Consider the following 25797-nt stretch of genomic DNA (forward strand, 5'->3'; position numbering starts at 1 on the left):
GGCTGGCATGCCTGAACAATTAATCTTCGCGATGGAGGTCATCCTCAACGGTCTGATGGCTGGGGTGCTGTATGCGCTGGTCGCGCTGGGCTTTGTGTTGATCTACAAGGCGTCGGGGATTTTCAATTATGCCCAAGGGGTTATGGCCCTGTTTGCGGCGATGACGCTGGTCGGAATCATGAACGGGCAGGTGCCTTTTGCGCACCTGATCAACGCGACTTTCGGCACGCACGTCTATAATTTTGGTTGGAATGTGCCCGCGTTGCTTGCGATTATTCTGACCATGGCCGTGATGGTGTTGCTGGCCTGGTGCGTGCAACGGTTCGTCATGCGCCATCTGGTCGGGCAAGAGCCGATCATCCTGTTCATGGCGACCATTGGTCTGGCCTATTTCCTTGAGGGCGTCGCCGACCTGATGTGGGGGTCCGAGATCAAGACGCTGGATGTGGGTCTGCCGCAGGGTATCAACCTGTGGATTGACGAGACGACCTTTAATATCTTCGACTACGGTTTCTTCATCGACAATCTGGACATCGTGGCCACGATCATCGCAGCACTTCTGGTGGCGGCTCTGGTCGCGTTCAGCCAGTACACCAAGCAGGGTCGGGCGATGCGTGCGGTGGCGGATGACCATCAGGCGGCGCTATCGGTCGGGATTTCGCTGAACTTCATCTGGATCATGGTCTGGTCGGTCGCCGGGTTTGTGGCGCTGGTCGCGGGCATCATGTGGGGCACCAAATCGGGCGTTCAGTTCTCGCTGTCGCTGATCGCGCTGAAGGCGCTGCCGGTGCTGATGCTAGGCGGGTTCACCTCGATCCCCGGAGCCATCGTCGGTGGCCTGATCATCGGTGTGGGTGAGAAACTGTTCGAGTTCGCCATCGGCCCAATGGTTGGCGGTGCGACTGAGAACTGGTTTGCCTATGTATTGGCGCTGATATTCCTCGTGTTCCGACCTCAGGGCCTGTTCGGCGAGAAGATCATCGAGAGGGTGTAGGGCGTGACCAAGCTGATTGCCATCATCAACGTGATCGCATGGGCGGGGTTTTGGGCTTTCGGCTACATCGCCCTGACATCGAGCGATCTGACCGAGGGCCAACTTGTGATCGCTGTAATTCTGGCCTTTGCCGGGCTGGTCATGGGCATCCTGGCTTACATGAAACTGGTGCGCGCTTCCGAGGCCACCGGATATGCCAAAGGGTCCAATCAACTGGACGCCGCCGCCCGCAATCGGGCGCAGGAAGAATGGGGAAAGTAAGATATGTTCTATCGTGAGGCCGGGGATTTCAAAACCTCATATATCGCCGACAGCCAGACTTTCCCGATCAAGTTTGACCGGTATCGGTACTATGCCGTTCTGGCGGTGGCGTTCGGTATTATTCCGTTCATCATCAACGATTATTGGGCCAACGCGCTGCTGCTGCCGTTCCTGATCTATGCGATTGCGGCGATTGGGCTGAACATCCTGGTGGGCTATTGCGGACAGGTTTCGCTGGGCACCGGCGGGTTCATGGCGGTGGGGGCTTATGCCTGCTACAAACTGATGACAGCGTTTCCGGATGTCAGCATGTTCATTCATGTGCTGCTGGCAGGCGGGATCACGGCCATCGTGGGCGTGTTGTTCGGCTTGCCCTCCTTGCGGATCAAGGGGTTCTATCTGGCGGTGGCGACGCTGGCGGCGCAGTTCTTTCTGGTGTGGCTGTTCAACCGGGTGCCGTGGTTCTACAACTATTCGGCTTCGGGTCAGATCAATGCACCGGAACGCGACGTATTTGGGATCATCATCACCGGCCCGAATGCTCCGGCATGGGCGACTTATCTGTTCTGCCTGATCTTCCTGACCGTCTGCGCGATCATCGCGCGTAACCTGACCCGCGGCACCACTGGTCGTACCTGGATGGCAATCCGCGACATGGACATCGCGGCCGAGATCATCGGGGTGAACCCGCTCAAGGCCAAGCTGACAGCTTTTGCCGTCAGCTCGTTCTTTGTGGGCATCGCCGGGGCGCTGTTCTTTGCGGTCTATCTGGGCGCGGTCGAGGTTGGAGAAGTGTTCGGCATTCAAAAATCGTTCCTGGTGCTGTTCATGGTGATTATCGGCGGATTAGGGTCTATTTTTGGATCCTTTGCCGGTGCCGCCTTCCTCGTGTTGCTGCCAGTCGTTTTGAAACTGCTTGGCGTCGATCTGCTGGGCTGGCCCACAGATATCGTGGCGCACCTGAACCTCGTCATCGTCGGTGCTCTGATCATCATGTTCCTGATCCTCGAACCGCACGGTCTGGCGCAGCTTTGGCGTGTGGCGAAAGAGAAACTCAGACTCTGGCCGTTCCCGCACTAAGGACCGGCCCAACGAAAAGAAGGGTGTGAAACCCGAAACCCAACATCGGATCAACCAAGGGAGGAGACACCCGATGAAAAAGAAACTGGCAACCCTGGCGCTGGGCGCCGTGATGGCCGCAGGTCCGGTCATGGCCGACCTCGTATTCCCGTCGCTCAGTTACCGGACCGGGCCTTATGCGGCCGGCGGTATCCCATTTGCGGACGGATATGCCGACTACTTCACACTGCTGAACGAACGCGATGGCGGTATCGGCGGTGTTGCGGCCAACGTGATCGAATGCGAGACCGGATATAACACGGAAAAAGGCGTGGAATGTTATGAATCGACCAAGGGCGAAGGTGCTTTGGTCTATCAGCCCCTGTCCACCGGCATCACCTATCAGTTGATCCCTAAAGTGACCGCAGACGGCATTCCGCTGCACACAATGGGTTATGGCCGCACCTCGGCGGCGAACGGTAAGGTGTTCAGCAACGTGTTCAACTATCCTGCCAACTACTGGAACGGGGCGTCGGGCGCGATCAACTATCTGCTGGACGAAAACGGTGGCGACTTGAGCGGCAAGAAGATCGCGCTGGTCTATCACAACTCGGCCTATGGCAAGGAACCGATCCGTACGCTGGAAACACTGGCTGAAAAACATGGCTATGACCTGACCCTGCTGCCGGTCGACCACCCCGGTCAGGAGCAGAAGTCGCAGTGGCTGCAAATCCGCCGGGAAAAGCCCGACTATGTGATCATGTGGGGCTGGGGCGTGATGAACCAGGTCGCCGTGCAAGAAGCCGCCAATATCCGCTTCCCGATGGAGAACTTCATCGGCGTCTGGTGGTCCGGGGCCGAGTTTGATGTTGAGCCTGCGGGTGATAAGGCCACCGGTTACAAAGCGCTGACCTTCACCGGTCTGGGCGACGACTATCCTGTCTATGACGACCTGAAGAAATATGTCGTCGATGCGGGCAAAGCTGCAGGCGCCGGTGATCAACTGGGTACGGTGCAGTACAACCGCGGCCTCTATGCTGCGATGCTGGCCGCAGAAGCAGTGAAAACCGCGCAAGAGATGCACGGCACTGCCGAAATCGACGCATCGATGATGCGCGATGGCATGGAGGCGCTGGAGATCACCAACGCCAAGATGGAAGCGTTGGGTATGGCCGGTTTCGGACCTGAATTCGCGGTCTCATGCGAAAACCACGGCGGCCCAGGCCTTGTCGGCGTTGTTCAGTGGGATGCAGCGGCGGGTACCTGGAACTCGATTCAGGGCTTCGAACCGACTGACGCTGAGGTCATCAACGCACTGATCGACGAAGACTCGGGCGCATATGCTGCTGAGAACAATATTTCTCAGCGCTGCGAATAAGGTGCTCTGAACCAAACGGGGCGGCGGATCGCTGCCGCCCCGAACCCCACACTCGCACAAGGACACGCACTGATGTTGGATGCGGCACAAACCACTGACGTGCAGGCGGAAACCCTGCTTGAGGTCAACAATATCGAGGTGATCTACAACCATGTGATCCTTGTTCTGAAAGGCGTCAGCCTGACTGTGCCCAAGGGCGGCATCACAGCCCTACTGGGTGGCAATGGTGCGGGCAAGACAACCACTTTGAAGGCCGTGTCGAACTTGCTGCATTCGGAACGGGGCGAGGTCACCAAAGGCTCGATTAAATATCGCGGCGAGGGCGTGCATGAAAGCGACCCGGCTGCCTTGGTGGAGAAGGGCGTCATTCAAGTCATGGAAGGCCGCCACTGTTTCGAACACCTCACAGTCGAAGAAAATCTGCTGACCGGTGCCTATACCCGTAAGGACGGGTCTGCCGCGATCCAGCAGGACCTGGAACTGGTTTACAATTACTTCCCACGCTTGAAGGAACGCCGTCGTAGTCAGGCCGGTTATACTTCGGGCGGTGAGCAGCAGATGGTTGCGATGGGCAGGGCTCTGATGTCGCGCCCCGAGACCATCCTTCTTGATGAACCCTCAATGGGTCTAGCCCCGCAACTTGTCGAAGAGATTTTTGGCATCGTAAGGGACCTGAACGAGAAGGAAGGCGTGTCCTTCCTGCTGGCTGAGCAGAACACAAATGTGGCTCTAAGGTTTGCTCATTACGGTTATATTCTGGAATCTGGCCGCGTGGTGATGGACGGCCCCGCCGCTGAATTGCGCGAAAACCCGGACGTAAAGGAATTTTATCTCGGCATGTCTGACGAAGGCCGCAAGAGCTTTCGAGACGTGCGCTCATACCGCCGCCGCAAGAGATGGCTGTAAGCGGGTGGAGGATATTTCAATGACCTATTTTGATAAGCTTGAAACCCGATCCGCTGACGAGCGCACCGCTGATCACGCGCGCGCCTTGCCAGAACAGATTGCCCGCGCGCAAAAAGCGCCCGGATATGCCGGCATCCTGTCCAACGTGGACGCCGGCACAGTGACAGACATGCAGGCGCTGGCACAACTGCCGGTTCTGCGAAAATCCGATCTGACAAAGGCGCAGGGCACCCGGCCTCCGTTTGGAGGGTTCACCGTCAAACCGGCGCGGAATTTCCAGCATGTCTTTCAATCTCCGGGGCCAATCTATGAACCCGGCAGCACTGATCACGACTGGTGGCGCATGGGCCGGTTCCTGAATGCTGCAGGGGTTGGTCCGGGCGATATCGTTCAGAACTGTTTTGGCTATCACCTCACCCCCGCGGGCATGATCTTTGAAAGCGGCGCGCAGGCCGTTGGCGCGTCGGTCCTGCCTGCAGGTACAGGTCAGACCGAGTTGCAGGTGACCGCTGCGCGCGATGTGGGTTGCACCGCATATGCAGGTACGCCCGACTATCTGAAAGTCATACTTGATAAAGCCGAAGCCATGGGCGTCGCGCTGAAATTTTCCAAGGCCGTTGTGGGTGGCGGGGCGCTGTTTCCTAGCCTACGACAGGATTACGCCGATCGGGGCATCGTCTGCCTGCAATGCTACGCGACCGCTGATCTGGGCAACATAGCTTATGAAAGCCCTGCGATGGAGGGTATGATCATCGACGAACACGTGATCGTTGAGATCGTCACCCCCGGCACAGGAACCCCGGTTGCACCTGGTGAAGTAGGTGAGGTGGTTGTGACCACGCTGAACCCCGATTACCCGTTGATCCGTTTTGCCACCGGCGATCTGTCGGCGATCATGCCCGGAGAGTCTCCGTGCGGGCGCACAAATATGCGTATCAAAGGCTGGATGGGTCGCGCCGATCAGACCACCAAGATCAAGGGCATGTTCGTCCGTCCCGAACAGGTGGCCGCGCTGGTCGACAAGCATGATGAAATCGTCAAGGCGCGTGTCATTGCGGCGCGACAGGGCGAGATGGATACCATGACCGTTCAGATCGAAAGCCCCTGCGAGAACGATGGTGCCTATGCAAAATCGGTGGTCGAAGTCCTGAAACTGAAAGGCGCGATTGAAGTTGTGGCGCCGGGCTCTTTGCCCAAAGATGGCTTGGTGATCGAGGATCAGCGCGTTTATGAATAGGGATCTGCGGCAAACATTGCCGCAGTTTTTGTTAGTGGGCCCACTGGTGTTTCTTAGAGTTTTAGTCGATTAAAGGCAGACCCTATGGGATTCTCAGTCAGACGCGATGGCCGAAGTCGAATATTCAGAACACGGAACGCATAACCGCGGCGCCCTAGGCACACGCTTTGTGGGCGGCATTGCCTATGTCGTGGCGGCCGCTTGTCTGTTGCCAATGGTGGCGGTTGTTCTAGCGGCGGTGACCGGTGGCACCGACACAATTTCCCATTTGTTAGAGACTGTTTTGCCTGGCTATGCGCTGACCACGGTGATCCTGGTGGTGCTGGTCGCAGCAGGGACGTTTTCGATTGGCGTCGGCGCTGCGTGGCTGGTCACGATGACCCGCTTTCCCGGAGTGCGGTGGCTGGAAATCGCTCTGGTCCTGCCGCTGGCCTTTCCGGCTTATGTGCTGGCCTATGCCTATACCTTCATTCTGGATCACCCCGGAATCGTTCAGACCACGCTGCGGGATGTGACCGGCTGGGGCCCGCGCGACTATTGGTTCCCCGAGATTCGCTCGACCGAGGGCGCGGCGGTGATGTTGATCCTGGTGTTGTATCCCTATGTCTATTTGCTGGCGCGCGCGGCATTTCTGCAGCAAAGCGCCACGGCCTTTCTGGCGGCCCGGGCGCTGGGCAATGGCCCCTGGCATGCCTTTTGGCGCGTATCCCTGCCGATGGCACGACCGGCGATTGCGGGGGGCGTCTTGCTGGCGGTTATGGAAACCATCGCCGATTTCGGCACAGTCGCCTATTTCGGAGTGCAGACTTTTGCCACTGGCATCTACACAAGCTGGTTTTCCATGGCTGATCGCGCTGCTGCGGCGCAACTCGCCCTTTGTCTGTTGGGTTTTGCGCTTGTCATGGCCGTGGCCGAGCGGACACAGCGCGGCAAAGCCAAATACTATCAGGCAGGCAAGCGCCACGCACGTCTGCCAGCGGCGCAACTCAAGGGATGGCAATCACTTGCGGCATTTCTGCTATGCGCAATTCCCGTTCTGTTCGGATTCCTTCTGCCTGTGGTTATCCTGGTGCAGATGGGGTTGGAATCCGAGCAGAACCTGCTGTCGCGCCGATATATCGGGTTCATACAGAACTCGCTGACACTGGCGGGGACTGCGGCGGTTATCACCGTCAGCGCGGCGATTTCGATAGGATTCTTCCAACGCCTGCGCCCCGGGCGCGGGTCCGCCATGGCGGCTTATGTGGCGCGGTTGGGCTATGCGGTGCCGGGTGGCGTGATTGCCGTGGGGCTGATCGTCCCCTTTGCGGGATTCGACAACGCACTGGATGCGTGGATGCGCCAGACCTTTGATATCTCGACCGGATTGCTGGTCACGGGATCCATCTGGTTGCTGATCGCGGCCTATATGGTGCGCTTTCTGGCCGCCGCGCTCAGCGCCTATGAGGGCGGGCAAAGTACCGTTCACGCCAATATGGATGCCGCCGCGCGGTCACTGGGTCAAACCCCGTTAGGAACGCTGCGCCGGGTACATCTGCCGATCCTTACGCCTTCATTGCTGACGGCACTGTTGATTGTCTTTGTGGATGTGATGAAAGAGCTGCCCGCGACCCTGATCATGCGGCCTTTTAACTTCGACACGCTAGCAGTGCAGGCCTATCGTCTGGCCTCGGATGAGAGGCTTGAAGGTGCAGCGGTTCCGTCGCTGGTTATTCTGGCTGTCGGGTTGCTGCCGGTGATCTTGATTTGCCGTCAGGTTGGGCGCAGATAGCGGGCGGGCGATCCAAAAATACAACACCTTGATGCCAGTGGGCTTGATTCGACGGCGATTTCCGGCAAGGCTTGTCATATGAACATGCAGCCTCCCAGCCGGTTCGGGTCCGGCTCTGCCCAGATGCCGGTCGCGTTTGACCGGCGCGAGATGTCTCAAATCCTGTCTGTTTATGGCCGAATGGTTGCTGCCGGTGAATGGCGCGACTACGGAATCTCGAACCTGCGGGATATGGCGGTGTTTTCGATCTTTCGGCGCACGGCGGAACATCCCATTTACAGGGTCGAGAAGCACCCGCGTCTGCGGCTACGTCAGGGCATGTATTCCGTGGTCGGCATGGATGGGCGTATTTTGAAGCGCGGGCACGATCTGCGCGCGGTTCTGAGGGTTCTGGAACGCAAGCTTATCCGTGCGGTTGACCTGGATTAGAGCCTTTTGTGCGCTGTAACCGGCCCGTCACCCTGGGCAGCGATCCGGGCAATCGCTTGATCCATCGGTTCGAGCGCGACGGCCATGTGATAGGCGTTGGCGTGAAGTAGAAGGTTTTCGGCGGCAACCCAGGCCACATGGCCTTTCCAGAACAGCAAGTCTCCGCGCCGTGCGGGATCGCCCTCGGGCACCGATCCACCAACTTCGCGTTCCTGATCGCCGCTGTCTCCGGGACAAGGGACGCCGCAGGCGAGCAGTGCGAGCTGTACGAGGCCCGAGCAATCCAGCCCGAATCGACTGTTACCACCCCAAAGATAAGGGGTGCCGAGAAAAAGTTCGGCCGCGGAAACGGGATCGGTCAGCAGGGAATAAGCGGGCACGGCATGCACCCCCGGAATGAACCCGATTGGCGTTTCCAGAAACCCGCCCTCCTCAGACAGAGCCCTGATTTTACTGCCAAAGCTAAGAGAGGTCAGATCGCGGCTTTTTATATCGGGCTTCTGATAGGCATGGGTCGAAGCGGCGACGATCCAGTGAGTCTGTGGCTCAATTGGTCCCAGATCGTCCGTCGCCACCCATCCGGTATAGCCGTCCTTGCTGGCTGAGATCTTGCTCCAGCCGTTTTGGTCGTCCAAAACAGTGACCGTGTCGCCGAACAACAATTGCCGGTCGCGCGGACCGTCAGGGTGGCGCAGCAGGTCTATGACCGGTTGAATGATGCGCGCCTGAGTCATAGGCCAAGGATCTCTGGCAAAGCCCCCAGGAGGGCACGCGGGCCTTGGCCCAAACCACCCTTGCTGCGACCGGGTTCCTTACTGCGTTGCCACGAATAGATGTCAAAATGCATATAGCGACTTTCGGCAGCGAACCGGCGCAGGAACAGTGCCGCGGTGATAGAGCCTGCAAATCCACCAGAAGGCGCATTGTCGAGGTTAGCGATGCCGGGTTCGATCATCGCTTCATAGGGGTCATGAAAAGGCATGCGCCAGACCGGATCAGCGGCAGCCCGGCCAGCACGCGCCAGCACGTCCGCGGCTTTGTCGTCATCGGTATAAAACGGGGCCAGATCAGCGCCCAATGCAACCCGGGCCGCGCCAGTCAAAGTGGCCATCGAGATGAGCAGGTTTGGTGCCCCTTCATGCGCCAGAGTAAGGGCATCGGCCAGCACCAACCGACCCTCGGCATCAGTGTTGTTGATCTCAACCGTTAGCCCATTACGCGCCGTCAGGATGTCGCCGGGGCGGAAAGCATTGCCCGCTACTGCGTTTTCGACCGCCGGGATCAGGACCCGTAATTGCACCTTCAGATCCAGCACCATGATCATACGGGCCAGACCCAGAACATTGGCCGCTCCGCCCATATCTTTTTTCATCAACCCCATCGACGCACCGGGTTTCAGATTCAGGCCGCCGGTATCGAAACAGACCCCTTTCCCAACTAATGTTAGTTTTGGCCCTTGATCGCCCCAGTTCATCTCGATCAGACGCGGGGCCTGTTCGGCAGCACGCCCCACCGCGTGGATCATCGGAAAATTCTGTTCCAGCAACGCATCGCCTGTGATGACCGAGATGTCTGCGCCGTGTTCCCGTGCCAGTGCCTCAACCGCGTGTTGTAATTGCACCGGGCCCATGTCCGAAGCGGGTGTGTTGACCAGATCCCGTGTCAATGCCTCGGCATTGGCCATGATTTCGATCCGCCGGGCATCTACGCCCTCGGGCGCGATCAGCGTGGCGTTAGCCGGGCTTTGCGCTGCATAGCGATCAAAGGCATACCCCGTCATCAGCCAGCCCAGGCATTCAGCCTCAAGCACATCTGCGGGAACGCCCGAGGCGATATGATAGGTGCCCTTGGGCAGCGATTCTGCGGCAGCGGCTAGCGGAAATCGCTTGCGTACCCGTTTTGCCGCGCTGCCATATCCCGCCAAGGCAAACTGCGGATTACCATCTGTGCCGGGCACCAGAAGTGTTTGACCCAGAGCTCCGGAAAACCCATCGGCCGCAACCCAAGCTCGGATATGATCCGGCTGATCGGTCAGCCAGCTTTCAAAATCTGATTGCTCTAACACATGTAGTGGCAGCGATGGGTCGGAGGCAGGGGCGAAGGACAGTGTCATGCGTGTCTCGGCTGGTTGGATTTTCGCCCAGACTATCTGTCTGCGGCGCACTCGCAACCCCCCTCAGACGGATAGATCTTGCTGGTCCCAGACCGCAGTCAGCGATCGCTCGCCCACCCGGATCAGGCGGCTCAGAGTCGCCCCTGTCGCGACCGCATCGCCAGCGTCGACAGTACAGGCTACATCGCCTGCCACACGTGCCAGTGCTGTCATGCCGATTTGCTCGGATATGGCCACGAGAGATTTTGCGCATTTGCGCAGCCCGGCCCAATCGCGTTGCCGCCAAAACCGTTCACAATTCGACAGCCGCAACGCCAGTTCTTCAACCGTGCGGCACAGCACGTCCATCGCGTTGGTGTCGCCGAGCTGATTGTACAGGCTGCTCAGGCGGTCCGGGTCCAGACGCACGGGTTCTTTCTGTTCCAGTGTGATAATCTTGTCCACCACATTCACCCCAATTGAAGTGCCCCCACGGCACTGTCAGAGATTGGCGGCAAAATACTTTGCAAAACCTTGCACCGGTTCAAAAGAATGGGTCGAATTTTCTGAGAATTCAGGCTTCCACGCGGTTCTGTGGGCAAAATTGGGCGAGAGTCAGGTCACACCTCTTGCGTTGACGCTCACTTGCTGCCAGTACCATAGAAACCGGACAGAGAAGGACAGGATCATGCCGATTACCACTGACGAGCTGGCCGCTGCCCGTACCGCCTGGGGCGATGGGTTGATTGCGATCTCCAAAGCTTTTGAAGACGGTGGGATCGATGCGGCCCGTTCCGTTGCCGAGGGTGTTCTGGATGCGGCATACGGCTATAATCTGGGTCCGGTCCTGTTCAAACCAACTATGGCATCCGGAGATCAAACCTTTCGCCCGACTCGCCACGGTGCACTGGCCTATTTTGTCGGTCACGATGCCGAATTTCCGCTTGATGGCGGTTTCGGAATCAAGGGTTGGTGCGAAATGGCAAGTGAGACATCGGCCAGCTTCGTCGAAGGCGATGTCGCCATGTGGATGGGCAAGGTCATTCTGACGGATAGCCAAGGTAACATAACGCAAGTCGACAAAAGCTTCGGCTACAAAAAAGACGCTGACGGAGTGCTTCGCATCGTGCTGCACCATTCGTCGCTGCCTTACCAGCCACCGGCCTGATCCTGCGGGCCATACGATCGGGCCTCTGAAATTACGTCGATTTTTTGATATGTTTCCGATGATGTTTTCAGAATCGGATCGAGCTCATGAAATTGATCAAACGTATTCTCGTCACCCTACTGGTGATCACTCTGGCGCTTGTCGGAGTGTCTTATCTGCTCCCCGGAAAAGCCGAAGTGTCCCGCAGCATCACGATCGACGCACCAGCCTCGGCGATTTTTCCCTATGTGAATTCGATGCAGGAGACCGAGAAATGGTCCCCCTGGCTGTCCCGGGACCCCGAAACCAAGCTGAGCTATAGTGGCCCGGAAGCGGGTGTTGGAAACATACTGAACTGGGCCTCGGACAACCCGCAGGTGGGAATCGGTTCGCAGGAAATCACCGAGAGCACCCCGGATCAGTCCGTGCAAACCGCACTGGATTTTGGCCCGATGGGGACAGCCACCGCCTCGTTCCAGTTGCGGCCCGAAGGATCAGGCACACAGGTTACTTGGGGATTCGCATCCGACCTTGGTATGAACCCCATGTCCCGCTGGATGGGCCTAATGATGGACAATTGGGTCGGCGGAGATTACGAGCGCGGGTTGGAGAATTTGAAGACGCTGGTTGAGGGACAGGGGTGATCACTTTGAAACTAAGCTGACAATGCCAGAGGTGTTTTGAGTTTCTTGGCAAGTATCCGGGATACTTGCAGCCTGCAGGTGGCAGAATAGTCACTACAAAGCCTCGGGCTTCAGATTGATGCGGAGATTTGTCATCAATTTGCCAAATTGCTCTGAAAAGTCCAAATCATGACCAATATCGAAATACCCATGCTTCGTCACGCCGTCGATTTTGATCGCACTGTAAATGCTGTCAGTGCTCTCGTATTCATTGTGGTGTGTTACCTATACCGAGGATTTGTTGCCGACGACGCTTATATAGTGGGTCGTTATGCAATGAACGCTGCCGCAGGGCATGGTCTAGTCTACAATATTGGTGAACAAGTTTCTGCACTCACTTCACCACTTCATGCGTTGCTGGAAACGTTTGTCGCATATGCCGGCCTGGATCCGGTCGACAGCTACCGGTTTCTATCGCCACTAATCGTTCTGGCAGCTTGGTATTTAGCCCAGCGCGAGGTTGGTCTGAGCGGCTACCGTTTACTGCTTTTTAATACGTTCGCACTTATGTCGCCTTTTCTGGCTTTGTGGACCGTAGGTGGGCTTGAAACACCAATTCTGAGCTTTTTCGCTACGCTATTCATATCGCGTCTCATCGTCGTTCATCGAAATGGCGAAAGTCATACAAAAGACCTTTTCTGGCTTGGTTTCTTGGCCGCGCTGATGTTTTTGACACGACATGACAGCGTGCTGATTACCGCCCCAATTTTGCTTACTGTAGCCGTGGTCGAATTCCGACGTGCTTCACTCTGGGCTGCGGCGGCTCTTTGTTTGGCAATTTCTTCAAGCTGGTTGGTCTTCGCCAAACTGTACTATGGAGACGTCCTGCCAACGTCGTACTACATCAAGTTTACCTTTGGAGGCCGCGCACCCATCGATAGCCTATCGGCAGTTTTGAATTTCTTGCTGCTCTCTGGTTTTGCCGTACTCGCCTTCTTTTTGAAGCCCGCAAGCAGTGGCCATGACTCTCCTATATCTAAGGCTATTATTCGAGGCGGGATTTTCAGCGTAATTTTGTTCCTGATCTATTCGAGCCGTGCGTCTGGACAGCACATGATGTTCGGTTTTAGGCTTTTTGTACCTTATGTGGTCGGCCTTGGCCTTCTTATAGTTCTGGCAATGCCGTCTCCGCGCCCACTGATTTCGGGATTAATCGTGATGTGGCAAGCAGTAATGATAGCAGTTGTCTACTTTGGTGGCATAAACCCGGCGCCACTAAACCGGATCCCTGGTCTGGACCGTGCTTATGCTGAATATCAGTACATTACTCCAAATACATATGCTGAGTTCATGGAGATGCTGAGAGAAGATGCGCGCGAGATTTCTGCGCATTGGCGCGAAACAGGTAAGTCGGGACAACCGCGTATCTACCTGCGCACCGGCGGTACGGGTTACTGGCTGCCTGATTTTTATGTCTATGAGACACTTGTAACCTATCGTCACGGGTGTTTGGACAACTTGCACGATTCCATCTATTCAGCCCACTACCTACAGCAGCTCGGCTTTAGTTTGATGGGCACCGTCATTGAAGATATTGGCCGGTCCCGCCCTGATATAGACGATGACGCTGAACTTATGTTTGCGACCGAAATGGATTGGATGGGTACCTACGTTACAGGTTACCTGTACGGCCCAGAGCCGGTGAACCGCAAGCCGGGTCCAAGGCTTTCAGACGGATGCTCCGGGACTGCACAGGACTCGTGAGCTAGGTAGTCTGTTGAACAATAATTCGGCTATGAAAAACCCCACCACTGGTGGCGGGGTTTCAATTGCTTTTTTCAGAAGAGCCTGATCTACCCCTTCTTCAGAACCTCGCGGCCCAGCAATTCTGCAATTTGAACAGCGTTCAATGCCGCGCCTTTGCGCAGGTTGTCCGAAACGCACCACAGGTTGATGCCATTCTCAACCGTCGAATCCTGACGGATGCGGCTGATGAAGGTGGCGAAGTCGCCCGCGCATTCGATGGGCGAGACGTAGCCGCCGGCTTCGCGCTTGTCGATCACCATGATGCCCGGTGCTTCGCGCAGGATGTCGCGGGCTTCGTCTTCGTCGAGGAACTCTTCGAACTCGATATTCACCGCCTCGGAGTGGCCAACGAATACCGGAACGCGAACGCAGGTTGCGGTGACCTTGATCGACGGATCGACGATCTTTTTGGTCTCGACAACCATCTTCCACTCTTCCTTGGTCGAGCCGTCTTCCATGAAGACGTCGATTTGAGGGATGACGTTGAAGGCGATCTGTTTCTGGAACTTCTTCGGCTCAACCTCGGTCGTCGGGTTGTAGATGGCCTTGGTCTGATCCCAAAGCTCGTCCATGCCTTCCTTGCCGGCTCCCGACACCGATTGATAGGTCGAGACGACCACGCGCTTAATGCGTGCACGGTCATGCAGCGGCTTCAGCGCGACCACCATCTGCGCGGTCGAGCAGTTTGGGTTGGCAATGATGTTTTTGTTTTTATAGTCGTGGATCGCCTCGGGGTTACATTCCGGCACGATCAGCGGAATGTCCGGGTCATAGCGATAGAGCGAGCTGTTATCGATCACCACGCAGCCAGCCGCTGCCGCCTTGGGGGCGTAAACCTTTGTGGCCTCGGAACCCACGGCAAACAGCGCCATGTCCCAACCAGTGAAATCGAATGTGTCCAGATCTTTGGTAGTGAGCGTCTTGTCGCCAAATGTCACCTCAGTACCCAGCGAACGACGGCTTGCCAGAGCAGCAAGTTCATCGACAGGGAACTGGCGTTCCGCCAGGATGTTCAGCATTTCGCGGCCCACGTTGCCCGTGGCGCCGACGACTACGACGCGATAGCCCATTTCATGTCTCCAAAGTTAAGGACGCGCGTTCATAGCCGCGTTGCGGCAAAGAAAAAAGAGGGGTTTCGGCTTATTTCACCCCGTCACACCGATTTGACACAGTTCAGTACCGTTCAGGGTTGTTTCAGCAACGATCGATAAACCTCGATAATCGCCTGCGCTTCGCCTTCGATTCGAAAATTCTGTTCGACATGGGCGCGGGCGACTTGCCCGGCGGAAGCCAGCGCTGCGCGGTCCTGCACCATATCCTCCAGCGCGTCGGCCAGTGCAGGGGCATTGTCTTTCTCGACCAGTCTTCCGGTCTCACCATCCTTGATTTGCGCACTGAACGCTCCGACCCCGTGACTGGCTATGGCGGGCACGCCCGAGGCCATCGCTTCAAGCGGTGTAAGGCCGAACCCTTCGTGCCGTGCGGGCGCAACGAACAGATCGAGCGCGCGATAGGTCTCGACGATCTCATCCCAGGGGCGCTCACCTAGAAAATGAACGCGGTTGCCCAGCCCGGCGTCCTGCAGCTTTTGCTCCTGCTCAGCCTGAAACGCCTCAAATTCGTTGGTGGTACGCCCGGTGAAGATCACATGCGCATCGGGGTGATTAGGCAGCACCTTCAGGGCGGCATCGACCAACAAGTCGACCCCTTTCTGAGGGCGGATGCGGCCAAAGCAGCCGATCAACAACCCGTCTGGCAGGCCAAGCTTTTGGCGCAGGGCGTGTTTGTCCTCGGCGGGGTGAAATAGCTCGGTGTTGACGCCATGCATGATGACAGTAGCGGGATGCTCCAGAAAGGAAGCGGCCTGAGGCGTCGTCGCGATCAACGCGTCCATTTTCGAAATCAGCCGCTTGGTGAACCCGGAATGATCACGTTGCGCGGCTGAGGTGAATAGCAGTTTGTAGTTGCGTCGAAGCACCGAACGCAAGACCAGACCCATCAACATCTCGGTATTCCGGCGTGCATGCCAGACGCGTTTTCGATTGGGCAGAAACAAAAGTTTCCAGAGTCTGATATGCGGCAAATCATCAGGTAGACCCGGGCCGGTGGCACGGATGCCGATCATTTTCTGCTGGATTGGCAGCAGTCGGATCACCGTCGTTGTCACGCCCGACAGGGAATGCTTCAGATTGGGTGCAATCACCTCAATGTCCTGCACGGGCGGTCTCCGGTTTCAGTCCACGCTGTCCCGACTGAATAGATAGATCAAGCAGCCAATGGCAAGAGTGACCGCGAAAAAGCCGAAGATCGCCGTATAAGGTGCTGAGGGGCTGATCCCGGCGCTGGCCGCATGGATGCGCCCGGTGGCAAATTGCGCCAGACCGACGCCGCCGACGCCAAAAAGGTTCAGCAGGGTCACGCCCCGCCCGACCAGATGCGGCGGCACGAAGGCCCGGCCATGGGCCATGATCACCGGAAAACTGGCGCCCAGAAAGCCGATCACCGCCAACAGCAGCACCGAGACCCAAACGCCGCTGTTAATCCACAGGCACAGCAGGCCCAGTGCTGCGACTCCCAAGGTATTACCGCCCAGGATCACCCATTTCCGGGTGCCCAGGATACGGTCCAGCGGCCCATAGGCGAAGGTTCCCGCGATCATCGCGGCCCCCATGATCAACGTTGCCGTCCCGATCTGAGCGGTGCTGAGCCCGAACACGTCATTCAAATACGGCCCGGCCCAAAGCCCTCGGATCGCACCCGATGGCGCATAAGACACAAGCATGAGCGGCAGAATGGTCCACAGCGCAGGTTCTTTCAGCAGGTCCAGAAGTGATCCTTTTTGCTCGGTTTTTACCTTTTCAGGGTCATGCACCGTCAGCCAGATCCCTGCAGCCACCGCAGCAGAGATAATTGCCAGACCGGCCAGCGTAGCGCGCCAGCCCATCAGCTCGACCGCCAGCGCCGTGGGGTATGAGGCGACCAGATTGCCGACAGATCCCACGCCCAGCATCACGGCGGCGAGCGTGGCGAATTTGGCAGGTGGAAACTCTCGTGCAAAGATATAGTAGGATGCCATCAGAACCGGCGAGCATCCTACCCCGATCAGCGCCATGGCGAGCGCCACATGGAACGGGGTCGTTGCGACCGCGAACAGGCCAGCCCCGCCAGCCCCGCCGATCAGTAGCAGCACCGCAGAACTGCGCCGAGGACCGACGCGGTCCAGTGCCCAGCCCACCGGAATCTGCATCGCCGCAAAGATTAGAAACCAAAGACCTGAAGCAAAGGCGAGGTCTTCGGGTGTTGCGCCGATATCGCGTCCCAGATCGGTAGTCAAAACTGCCAGAAAAGCGCGGAAAAACTGGCTGAGTACATAGGCCAGACACAAGATCACCAAACCTGCCTGCATTTCTTGACCTATTGTCTAGCTGCCCCGCCCCGATGCTTTGCACGCCGCGTTGATCGGCACAAGTGCCATGATTGAATCGATTGGGGCGGACATTCTTCACAATTGAGCTATCATCACGGCAGATTTTGGATTTCCCGAGTGTGTTATGACCCTCTCAGACTCTGTATTTTATGACTCCGTCCCCATTTCGGACAATTTCCTCAGCCTCAGTGACCCCGCGCAGTTCACACCTTTGCCAGAGACATGGGTTCTGGGCGTCGCCGATATCGTAGATTCGACCGGTGAAATCGCGCGGGGCCGGTACAAGACCGTCAACATGGTGGGGGCGGCCGTGATTTCAGGCATGATCAATGCGCTGGGTGGGCGCATATTTCCGTATGTCTTCGGTGGTGATGGTGCTGGATTCGCCGTATCGGGTGAGGATGCCGAGATCGCGCGGGATACGCTGGCAACATTGCAAAGCTGGGCCGAAACGGAATTCGCCATCACTCTGCGCGCGGCGCTGGTTTCGGTGGCCGACATCCGCGCCGCTGGACGTGATCTGCGTGTTGCTCGCTTTGCGCCTTCCACCGGCGTTGACTATGCGATGTTTACCGGCGGGGGACTGGCCTGGGCCGAGGCTCAGATGAAATCCGGGCAACTTGTTGTGCAACCAGCCGGACCTGACGCGCAGCCCGATCTGACCGGCCTATCTTGTCGTTGGTCCAACAGTCCAGCGAGGGTTGGTCAGATCGTTTCACTGGTTATTCAGCCTACATCAGAGTCTAATGAGGCTGAATTCGCCGCCCTGACCCAATCCATCCTGTCCGTCGCCGAAGGGCTAGAACGCGCCGGTCACCCGGTTCCGGCCAAAGGACCTCCGATGAGTTTCCCTCCGCCCGGCGTCGATATCGACGCCCATGTCTCACGCGCAGGTCGGAATCTTCTGATGCAGAAAACACGCTTGATGATCGGGAATATGTTGATCGGCTTGTTGTTCAAAACCGGGATGCGCCTGGGTCAATTCGAACCCAAGCATTACAAAGAGATGGTCAGTCGCAACGCTGATTTCCGAAAGTTTGATGACGGTCTGAAAATGACGCTGGATTGTGACTCGAGCACGTTGGAACAGCTCACTCAGATGCTGGACGACGCGCAAACAAAAGGCAAAATCAGATATGGAATGCACGCCCAGCAAGAGGCGATGATGACCTGCTTTGTTCCCTCGGCCATGCGCGACGACCATGTGCATTTTGTTGACGGGGCCTCGGGGGGATACGCGCAGGCTGCAGCGTCAATGAGGGCCTAAAGCCCTCGAGCGATTTCAGTGATCACGTCATAGGCCATCATCACGTCCTGTTCTGTGGTTTCAAACTGACCGGCCTGAAAGCGGATGACCAGATCGCCATCCACGCGGGTCTGTGTCAGGTAGATCCGCCCATCATCATTGATTGCATTCACCAGCCGCAGGTTCAGATCATCCAGATCGTCGGCCCCATCCGGCTCGTATCGGAAGGTCCAAAGAGACCACATTGGAGGCGTCACGATCCGAAAATCCGGTTCTGCTGCTAAACGGTCATGCAGCGCGCGCGACCAATTGACGTGATTCCGCAGCCGTTCGCGCAGCCCCTCCAGCCCATAGGTGCGGATGACGAACCACAGTTTCAGCGCGCGGAACCGACGTCCCAATGGCACCGACCATTCCGAGTAATTGATGATCCCGTCCTTGCCGTGGGTTTTCAGATATTCCGGGCTGATCGCAAGCGTGCGGACCAGATCATCGGGGTTTTTCAGGAAATGCGCACAGCAATCGAATTGCACGCCCAGCCACTTATGGGGATTGAATACAATGCTGTCGGCCTGATCGATGCCCGGCCAGTAGTGACGATATTCGGGGCAGATCATCGCCGACCCCGCCCAGGCTGCATCGACATGGCTATAAAGGCCGTATTTCTGTGCGATCGCAAGGCAGCGATCCACTGGATCAGTTGCCCCGGTTCCGGTCCCTCCAACACAAAGGATCACGCCCGCCGGGTGGAAACCAGACTCTAAATCTGATTGAATCGCTGCTTCAAGCGCCTCGGGGTTCATTCCACGCCAATCACCTTGCACGGGGATGCGCACCAGATTGTCCTGTCCAATCCCCGCAACCCAGATTGCGCGGTCGATTGAGGTATGAACCTCGGAAGAGCAATAAATGCGCAGTGGCTTTTGACCGAACAGCCCCAGCGTGTTGCCCTGCCAGTTCATCGCCTTCTCGCGCATGGTCAGCACAGCCGCCAATGTCGCAGATGACGCCGAATCCTGAATGACCCCGGCAAAACCTTTGGGCAGGTCCAGCGCTTCGCGCAGCCAGTCCATCATTCGTGTTTCCATCTCGGTTGCGGCGGGCGAGGTCTGCCACAGCATACATTGCGGCGCGATGGCGCTGGCCAGGAACTCGGCCAGAACAGACGGGGCCGAGGCGTTCGAATTGAAGTAGGCGAAGAACCGAGGGTGTTGCCAATGGGTAATGCCGGGCATCACGATTTGTTCGAAATCATGAAAGATGTCCTCGATCGGCTCGCCCTGTTCAGGGGGATGCGCGGGCAGAGCGTTCAGGATATCGCCCGGCTCGGTCCGGGCGCGCACGGGCTTGTCGCCCACCCTCAGGTGATAGTCTTGCGTCCACTCGGCAACCTTCTTGCCCCAATCGGAGAATTCATTCCATTTCATCTTATCCGCCTCGGTAGCCTTTTTGTCAGTATCATATGCTAAACAAGTTAAGTAAAGTCCAGTAAACGAAACTCAACCACAACCAACGTTCTATTGCGAAATATTTGGAATTGCGCGAAAATTCCATATGTCAAAGAACTTACCACAGACGTCCCGATCATTGCCGATAGCGCTGTTGCGCGCTCGGGAAAGGGTGATGGGGCCTATTCGTGGTGTGCTAACGGATGCTGGCGTCACCGAGCAACAATGGCGCGTTCTGCGCGTTTTGCAGGAAGAAGGACCTCAGGAGCCTACTCAGATCGCCGAGCTCGCTTGCCTCTTGTTGCCCAGCCTGACGCGCATTCTGAAAAAGCTAGAAGACAGCAAGCTGATCATGAGGCGGCCGGATACCAAAGACCGCCGCCGACAGATTGTCGAAATCAGCGAGAACGGGTTGCAAATTATCGACGCAAATCTGGCGGAAATGTTGGAGCTGGCGGAACACACCCGCTCTTTGCTCGGGGCAGAGCAGCACGAGAAGTTGCTGGACCTTCTAGTAGAGCTTCACCAGCTGGAAGGCTGAGCGCAATGCTCAGAACAGGCTCTAACCAAGTTGTTTGCCGTCGTTCAGACCTCGTTTAAGGCCCCAAACGATAAGCATTGTGGGCGGAGAAGGTAATATTCGTTGCCCGTTGATGGTTCGCGTCGTAGCCTCATCCTTACCTTTAACAAACGGTTCAATGCAGATGGATGGGCCCAAACCGCCAGAATCGGCACCGCCTGCACATATTGCAAAGCAGGATTTGAGCAAACGAGTGGGCGCGCGAGTACGCCGGGCGCGTCAAATGCGAGGCATCCCGCGCCGGATCCTGTCTGAGAACTCGGGCGTTTCCCCACGCTATTTGGCGCAGCTTGAGGCGGGTGAGGGCAACATCTCGATCGGCGTGTTGCACCGTGTCGCACAGGCACTGGATTACAAAGCCGAATGGTTGATTGGTGAAGATGATCCGTGGGATTCGGATGCTTTGCAGATAGTTGAGCTTTTCCGACAAGCCAGCGACGACGTCAAAGAAAGCGTCAGGCGTGCATTGCAACCTCACCCAGATGAGGATGCACGTGCGCATCGGGTTTGTCTGATTGGGTTACGCGGAGCGGGTAAGTCAACTCTTGGCGCTATGCTGGCTGCCGCACAAAGACTGCCGTTTGTTGAACTCACAGCCATGATTGAAGAGATGGCCGGCATGCCCATGTCTGAAGTGATGGCGTTCTACGGGCAAGAAGGGTATCGCAATCTGGAAGCGCAGGCGCTGGATCGGGTGATTGCAGAGCATGATCGGGTCGTGCTGGCAGTCGCGGGCGGGATCGTATCAGAGCCTTCGACCTATGCTACCCTGCTTGGCCGGTTTCACACCATCTGGCTGCGCGCGTCACCGACCGAGCATATGGACCGCGTGCGCGCCCAAGGCGACGAACGCCCGATGGCTGGAAATCCCAAGGCGATGGAGCAGCTCAAGAACATATTGGCCAGTCGCGAGGCTTTGTATGGGCGGGCAAATGCGCAGCTAGATACATCGGGCAGGGCGCCCCATGTTTCGCTGAACGAGCTGCGCCTACTGATTGAGGAACAAGGTTTCCTGATCGAAAAATTGGGTTCTATTTAGGATCTTTCAGCCAATCCTTTTCAAATTCCACCCCGTCAAGTTCCGCAAATCGCCGTACACGGTCCAATTCGGCGTGCAGGCGGCGGGTTCTTGCATCAGACCAACGCACTGACCTTTCAGGCCATACGGATCGGACTTGCAACAGTCCACGGTCTCGCTGGGCCTTCATGTCGATGCGTCCGATCAACCGGTGCCCCTCAAGCAACGGAAAGACATAATAGCCGTAGGTACGCTTGGGTTCGGGGACGAACACCTCGATCCGATAGTGGAATCCGAACAACCGCTCGGCCCGGTTCCGGTCACGCAACATAGGGTCAAAAGGGCTGAGAACTCTGATCCGGCCCGGCGCATCGGGCAGCTCTGTAGCGTGTTCACATAGACCGGGGCGGGCGAACACTTTTCGTTCCCGTCCGTCTGCGCATTCGACGCAGATCTCTTCGATTTCACCCTGTGTTAGAGCCTGTTGGCACCAGGATTTTGCCTCGGCAGCGCTTACCGTATCCCAGAACGCGGCAAGCTCTCCTGATGTGGCGAACCCCAGCCGGTCGAGTGCGGCGTTACACAACCAATCCACAGTTTCATTTGCGTCGCAGTGCAAGTTGCCGGGGCAAAGTTGAGTTTCTATAACCCGCTCTGTCAGGTCATAGCGTTTCTGAAACCCATCGCGTCCAACCACGGTCAGCGCGCCGGATCGCCAGAGATATTCCAGCGCGGTCTTGGATGGATGCCAGTCCCACCAACCGCCAGATCCCTTTTTCTCGTCTTTTCCCACATCGGACGAGCCAACCGGACCATGGTCGCGGATATGTTGCAGGACGGTTTCGAACTTTTGCTCAAACCCGTCACGCCGCCAGTTCTTCCAACGAGCTTTCAGCATGTCGGCATCGCGCAGGAACCGCAGATGCCAATGGCGATAGAATTCCATTGGAATCACCGCCGCATCGTGCGTCCAATGCTCAAACAGTGCGCGGTCGCGTTCGTAGAGCTGCTTGAGGTGGCGTGAACGATAGCTGGGCTTACGCGCATATAGTATCATGTCATGCGCGCGGGCGACGGTGTTGATACTGTCGAGCTGGACAAACCCTAAACGATGGATCAGCTGTAACAAGTCATCGCCTTTGGAACTTCCAGTAGGCTGTTCCAAAAGCGCGTGCCGATCCATGAACAGCGCCCGCGCCGCGCGGTTGTCCAGACGTTGCTGCGCCATCGGGATTTATCGCCGTTTCAGCGTGTCGCCATAGCTGATTTTGGGGGTCAGGGTAACGCGGGTTTCAACCTCGGAATCCGGATCGGCCAACTTCGCCGCAATGATCTCGGCCGCGGTGCGCCCAATCTCGGTCCGGCAGGCATCCATGGTGGCCAGCTTGCGTGGTAGTCCCTGCAGCAGCTCCACATTGTTGAATCCGGCCAATCCGATTTGACCGGGCACATCGATCCCTTGGTCCAGCAAATATAGCAGCCCACCCGCGCCGATCATATCGTTGGAATAATACAGAAAATCCAACTCGGGCGAGCGTTCCAGCATCGCTTGTGTCATCTCGCGCCCCTTGGCCAGCGCTGAGCCACCCGAATAAAATTCACGGTCCTCAATCTCGATCCCGTGCTTGCCCAATACTTCGGTGAACCCTTCGAACCGTTTACGGGCACGGTGGTCCAACGGCATCTTGGTGCCCATAAACCCGATATGCTCATAGCCCGCCTTCAGGATTGCCTGCGCCATTTCGCGCCCGGCGCGGCGGTGAGAGATTCCCACCATCGCATCCACCGGTTTGCCATCGGTATCCATGATCTCGACCACCGGTATGCCAGCTGAATCCAGCATAGCGCGCGCGGCTTCGGTATGCTCCAGCCCGGCAATGATCACGCCTGAGGGCCGCCACGAGAGCATCTCGTACAGCACTTTTTCTTCTTTTTCTGGCAGATAGTCCGTGACGCCAACCACCGGCTGAAGTTCAGTATCTTCCAGCACCTGATTGATACCGGTTAGAACTTCGGGGAAGACCATATTTGACAATGACGGGATGATCACAGCGACAAGATTCACCCGGCTTGACGCCAATGCTCCCGCGATCTTGTTGGGCACATATCCCAGCTCTTTTGCGGCGGCCAAAACACGGGTACGGGTGGCATCCGACACATCCCCGCGATTACGTAGCACCCGGCTAACGGTCATTTCGGATACTCCGGACGCTTCCGAGACATCACGAAGGGTAAGCGGGCGTTTTGTTTCTGTTGTCACCGAGATACCTGCATTGTTTGTTTGGCTGATGGTAGCGTGAACAGGGCGAATTGTTCAACTGTTGTGCAAAGCTCATGACAATCTGAAAAAACCCCGCTAGAGAAAACGACGCGCGGCCCCGTGGCTCAACTGGATAGAGCAGCCCCCTCCTAAGGGGCAGGTTGCAGGTTCGAATCCTGCCGGGGTCGCCAAGCTTTTCTGAACGTACCCGATTAAATGCGTTACAGATCAAGCGTTCTAATTCTCTGCCTTTTGGGAGACGAAGGAATTATACCCTCGTCACTTCTTGCCGGGTGTGCCGTCGAATTTCTTTTCGATGTCGCTCCAACAGTCGATGTAATCGTCCTGCAGCGGTGCCTCATTGGCGGCGAACGCTGTGAGATGCTGCGGAAAGCGGGTTTCGAACATGAAGGACATGGTGTTCTCCAGTTTGTCTGGCCCCAGGTTTGAATTCGATGCTTTTTCAAAGGCTTCGCGATCCGGTCCATGGGGCAGCATCATGTTGTGCAGGCTCATACCGCCGGGAATAAAGCCCTGCGGTTTCGCATCATATTGGCCGTAAATATTGCCCATCAGTTCGGACATGATGTTCTTGTGGTACCAGGGCGGACGGAAGGTATCTTCCATGACCATCCAGCGCTCGCGGAACAGAACAAAGTCGATATTGGCGGTGCCGGGCTGGCCTGAAGGTGCGGTCAGAACGGTGAAGATCGACGGATCCGGATGATCGAACAGGATGGCTCCGACCGGGCAATATGTACGCAGGTCGTATTTGACGGGTGCATAGTTGCCATGCCACGCCACCACGTCCAGCGGGCTGTGACCGATCTTGGTCTGGTGAAACTGGCCGCACCATTTGACGGTCACGGTTGAGGGCACTTCGCGGTCCTCAAACGCCGCGACCGGTGCTTTGAAATCACGCGGGTTGGCCATGCAGTTGGCGCCGATCGGGCCGCGGCCAGGCAGTTCGAATTTCTGGCCGTAGTTTTCGCACACGAACCCGCGCGCAGGGCCTTCCACAACTTCGACCCGGTAGACAAGGCCGCGTGGAATGATAGCGATTTCCTTGGGTTCAAGGTCGATGATCCCCAATTCGGTGTAGAATCGCAGAACGCCCTCTTGCGGCACCACCAGCAGCTCGGAGTCAGCCGAGAAGAAGTAATCATCCTGCATCGAAGTATTCACCATATAGATATGGCTGGCCATCCCGACCTGAGTGTTCACATCCCCGGCAGTGGTCATGGTGTGCATGCCCGTGACCCAGGTTGTCTGTTCACCGGTATGGGGCACCGGATCCCAGCGGTACTGTCCCAAGCTGACAACGTCAGGATCGACATTTGGCGCTGATTTCCAATAGGGAACATCGATTTTTTCATAGCGATGTGAATGCTTTACTGACGGGCGGATACGATAGCACCAGGTGCGCTCGTTCTGGTGCGAGGGTGCCGTGAACGCAGTACCTGAAAGTTGCTCTCCATAGAGGCCGTAATTGCATTTCTGCGGGCTGTTCATACCCTGGGGCAGAGCATCAGGAAGCGCTTCAGTTTCGTAATCGTTGCCAAAGCCCGGCATGTACCCTTCGTGCGGCCCTTTCAAGGATGGGGCAACTGTCATGCGTTCATTCTTGGTCGGCTCATTCATTTTGCACGTTCCTTCCGGACAGATACGATCGAATTTAATCGGTGTGGTAATAGTTGACTTTGTAACTAACAAGCGTGACGGGAAGGTATCTTCAAAAAAGATGAGTTTGATTTGCAGGAAATTGCCATAGCCTTGCACCATGTCCTTCTTCGACTGGCAAAAGGTAGTGCAACAGAGATTGTTAATTCCGGTAGCTACGGGTCGATTCTCGGGGTCAAACAAAGAAATAGACTCAGACAGGCCAAACCAGTCTGATTGTACATCGGTCAAGTGACCGGAAGTGCCAGGGTTCAAATTTTATGGAAATTTTGGTGCCCAGGAGAGGACTCGAACCTCCACGTCCATACGGACACTAGCACCTGAAGCTAGCGCGTCTACCAATTCCGCCACCTGGGCAGGTGTCGTGGAGGGGCGTTTAAGCTGACTGGCAGGGGGCGTCAACCAGATTCGGGGGGGTTTTTGAAAGTTTTTTGA

24 protein-coding genes and 2 tRNA genes are annotated in these 25797 nt (G+C 56.9%); 15 read left to right on the top strand and 11 right to left on the bottom strand.

The features are described 5' to 3' along the window. Positions 1-7: 7 nt before the first annotated feature. The 8 genes from ACR0L9_RS18170 to ACR0L9_RS18205 all read left to right on the top strand — a co-directional run bounded on the left by ACR0L9_RS18170 (position 8) and on the right by ACR0L9_RS18205 (position 8035). Entirely contained in the window at positions 8-994 is a 987-nt protein-coding gene (locus tag ACR0L9_RS18170; protein WP_170408767.1) for a branched-chain amino acid ABC transporter permease, read from the top strand. A 3-nt stretch (positions 995-997) separates the two neighbouring features. Continuing rightward, positions 998-1255 (top strand): hypothetical protein, encoded by a 258-nt coding sequence (locus tag ACR0L9_RS18175; protein WP_170408766.1) that lies wholly within the window; start codon positions 998-1000, stop codon positions 1253-1255. Positions 1256-1258: 3 nt separating this feature from the next. Further along, positions 1259-2335, top strand: coding sequence for a branched-chain amino acid ABC transporter permease (locus ACR0L9_RS18180; protein ID WP_480896347.1), 1077 nt, complete (start codon positions 1259-1261; stop codon positions 2333-2335). A gap of 73 nt (positions 2336-2408) precedes the next feature. Further along, positions 2409-3692, top strand: a complete 1284-nt coding sequence (locus ACR0L9_RS18185) for an ABC transporter substrate-binding protein (protein ID WP_170408764.1) — start codon at positions 2409-2411, stop codon at positions 3690-3692. A 72-nt stretch (positions 3693-3764) separates the two neighbouring features. Then, a complete protein-coding gene (locus ACR0L9_RS18190; protein WP_170399269.1) occupies positions 3765-4598 on the top strand; it encodes an ABC transporter ATP-binding protein in 834 nt (277 codons plus the stop codon). 19 nt (positions 4599-4617) lie between these two features. Next, the gene (locus tag ACR0L9_RS18195) at positions 4618-5835 is read left to right on the top strand and encodes an acyl-CoA synthetase family protein (protein WP_170426281.1); all 1218 of its coding nucleotides are present in this window, start codon (positions 4618-4620) and stop codon (positions 5833-5835) included. 106 nt (positions 5836-5941) lie between these two features. Next, the gene (locus ACR0L9_RS18200) at positions 5942-7606 is read left to right on the top strand and encodes an ABC transporter permease (protein ID WP_480896348.1); all 1665 of its coding nucleotides are present in this window, start codon (positions 5942-5944) and stop codon (positions 7604-7606) included. A 78-nt stretch (positions 7607-7684) separates the two neighbouring features. Continuing rightward, positions 7685-8035 (top strand): DUF2794 domain-containing protein, encoded by a 351-nt coding sequence (locus tag ACR0L9_RS18205; protein ID WP_170399260.1) that lies wholly within the window; start codon positions 7685-7687, stop codon positions 8033-8035. Here the strand turns inward: ACR0L9_RS18205 and ACR0L9_RS18210 are convergent. The 3 genes from ACR0L9_RS18210 to ACR0L9_RS18220 all read right to left on the bottom strand — a co-directional run bounded on the left by ACR0L9_RS18210 (position 8032) and on the right by ACR0L9_RS18220 (position 10601). Further along, the gene (locus ACR0L9_RS18210; RefSeq protein WP_480571701.1) at positions 8032-8769 is read right to left on the bottom strand and encodes a C40 family peptidase; all 738 of its coding nucleotides are present in this window, start codon (positions 8767-8769) and stop codon (positions 8032-8034) included. The two genes, ACR0L9_RS18205 and ACR0L9_RS18210, sit on opposite strands and share 4 nt — an antisense overlap. Continuing rightward, positions 8766-10148: a leucyl aminopeptidase family protein gene (locus ACR0L9_RS18215; protein WP_480896349.1), complete on the bottom strand. Its 1383-nt coding sequence runs from the start codon at positions 10146-10148 to the stop codon at positions 8766-8768. Before ACR0L9_RS18215 ends, ACR0L9_RS18210 begins: the two co-directional genes overlap by 4 nt. Before the next feature lie 63 nt (positions 10149-10211). After that, a complete protein-coding gene (locus ACR0L9_RS18220; RefSeq protein ID WP_170399254.1) occupies positions 10212-10601 on the bottom strand; it encodes a hypothetical protein in 390 nt (129 codons plus the stop codon). A gap of 214 nt (positions 10602-10815) precedes the next feature. Here ACR0L9_RS18220 and ACR0L9_RS18225 point away from each other — a divergent pair, with 214 nt between their 5' ends. The 3 genes from ACR0L9_RS18225 to ACR0L9_RS18235 all read left to right on the top strand — a co-directional run bounded on the left by ACR0L9_RS18225 (position 10816) and on the right by ACR0L9_RS18235 (position 13661). Further along, positions 10816-11295 carry a phosphoribosyl-AMP cyclohydrolase gene (locus tag ACR0L9_RS18225; RefSeq protein WP_170636732.1) on the top strand — a complete coding sequence of 160 codons (480 nt, stop codon included), beginning with the start codon at positions 10816-10818 and terminating at the stop codon, positions 11293-11295. 86 nt (positions 11296-11381) lie between these two features. Next, complete coding sequence (locus ACR0L9_RS18230) at positions 11382-11918, top strand: SRPBCC family protein (RefSeq protein ID WP_480896350.1); 537 nt, start codon at positions 11382-11384, stop codon at positions 11916-11918. A 168-nt stretch (positions 11919-12086) separates the two neighbouring features. Next, on the top strand, positions 12087-13661 hold the full coding sequence (locus ACR0L9_RS18235; RefSeq protein WP_480896351.1) for a hypothetical protein: 1575 nt from the start codon (positions 12087-12089) through the stop codon (positions 13659-13661). 89 nt (positions 13662-13750) lie between these two features. On the opposite strand, the gene ACR0L9_RS18240 is transcribed toward ACR0L9_RS18235, so the two are convergent. The 3 genes from ACR0L9_RS18240 to ACR0L9_RS18250 form a co-directional block, all read right to left on the bottom strand. Next, the gene (locus ACR0L9_RS18240) at positions 13751-14773 is read right to left on the bottom strand and encodes an aspartate-semialdehyde dehydrogenase (RefSeq protein ID WP_170408757.1); all 1023 of its coding nucleotides are present in this window, start codon (positions 14771-14773) and stop codon (positions 13751-13753) included. Positions 14774-14886: 113 nt separating this feature from the next. Further along, entirely contained in the window at positions 14887-15921 is a 1035-nt protein-coding gene (locus ACR0L9_RS18245; protein ID WP_480616022.1) for a glycosyltransferase family 4 protein, read from the bottom strand. A 15-nt stretch (positions 15922-15936) separates the two neighbouring features. Next, positions 15937-17109, bottom strand: a complete 1173-nt coding sequence (locus ACR0L9_RS18250; protein WP_480896352.1) for an MFS transporter — start codon at positions 17107-17109, stop codon at positions 15937-15939. A gap of 145 nt (positions 17110-17254) precedes the next feature. On the opposite strand from ACR0L9_RS18250, the gene ACR0L9_RS18255 reads away from it, so the two are divergent. Further along, positions 17255-18397 carry a DUF3095 domain-containing protein gene (locus tag ACR0L9_RS18255; protein ID WP_170515402.1) on the top strand — a complete coding sequence of 381 codons (1143 nt, stop codon included), beginning with the start codon at positions 17255-17257 and terminating at the stop codon, positions 18395-18397. Here ACR0L9_RS18255 and ACR0L9_RS18260 read toward each other — a convergent pair. Next, on the bottom strand, positions 18394-19803 hold the full coding sequence (locus tag ACR0L9_RS18260) for a pyridoxal phosphate-dependent decarboxylase family protein (RefSeq protein WP_480896353.1): 1410 nt from the start codon (positions 19801-19803) through the stop codon (positions 18394-18396). The two genes, ACR0L9_RS18255 and ACR0L9_RS18260, sit on opposite strands and share 4 nt — an antisense overlap. A 127-nt stretch (positions 19804-19930) precedes the next feature. Here ACR0L9_RS18260 and hpaR point away from each other — a divergent pair, with 127 nt between their 5' ends. Continuing rightward, positions 19931-20365: a homoprotocatechuate degradation operon regulator HpaR gene (gene hpaR, locus ACR0L9_RS18265; protein ID WP_480896354.1), complete on the top strand. Its 435-nt coding sequence runs from the start codon at positions 19931-19933 to the stop codon at positions 20363-20365. A gap of 163 nt (positions 20366-20528) precedes the next feature. Then, the gene (locus ACR0L9_RS18270) at positions 20529-21443 is read left to right on the top strand and encodes a helix-turn-helix transcriptional regulator (protein ID WP_480896368.1); all 915 of its coding nucleotides are present in this window, start codon (positions 20529-20531) and stop codon (positions 21441-21443) included. On the opposite strand, the gene ACR0L9_RS18275 is transcribed toward ACR0L9_RS18270, so the two are convergent. Both ACR0L9_RS18275 and ACR0L9_RS18280 read right to left on the bottom strand, forming a co-directional pair. After that, the gene (locus ACR0L9_RS18275) at positions 21436-22650 is read right to left on the bottom strand and encodes a winged helix-turn-helix domain-containing protein (RefSeq protein ID WP_480896355.1); all 1215 of its coding nucleotides are present in this window, start codon (positions 22648-22650) and stop codon (positions 21436-21438) included. The two genes, ACR0L9_RS18270 and ACR0L9_RS18275, sit on opposite strands and share 8 nt — an antisense overlap. Positions 22651-22656: 6 nt before the next feature. Beyond that, the gene (locus ACR0L9_RS18280; RefSeq protein ID WP_170399205.1) at positions 22657-23682 is read right to left on the bottom strand and encodes a LacI family DNA-binding transcriptional regulator; all 1026 of its coding nucleotides are present in this window, start codon (positions 23680-23682) and stop codon (positions 22657-22659) included. A gap of 114 nt (positions 23683-23796) precedes the next feature. On the opposite strand from ACR0L9_RS18280, the gene ACR0L9_RS18285 reads away from it, so the two are divergent. Continuing rightward, positions 23797-23873 (top strand) — tRNA-Arg (locus tag ACR0L9_RS18285). An 88-nt stretch (positions 23874-23961) separates the two neighbouring features. Here the strand turns inward: ACR0L9_RS18285 and hmgA are convergent. Both hmgA and ACR0L9_RS18295 read right to left on the bottom strand, forming a co-directional pair. Next, a complete protein-coding gene (gene hmgA / locus ACR0L9_RS18290) occupies positions 23962-25323 on the bottom strand; it encodes a homogentisate 1,2-dioxygenase (protein ID WP_480887653.1) in 1362 nt (453 codons plus the stop codon). Positions 25324-25632: 309 nt separating this feature from the next. Further along, a tRNA-Leu gene (locus ACR0L9_RS18295) sits at positions 25633-25719 on the bottom strand. Positions 25720-25797: the final 78 nt, after the last annotated feature.

Source organism: Ruegeria sp. I3 (assembly GCF_056532525.1).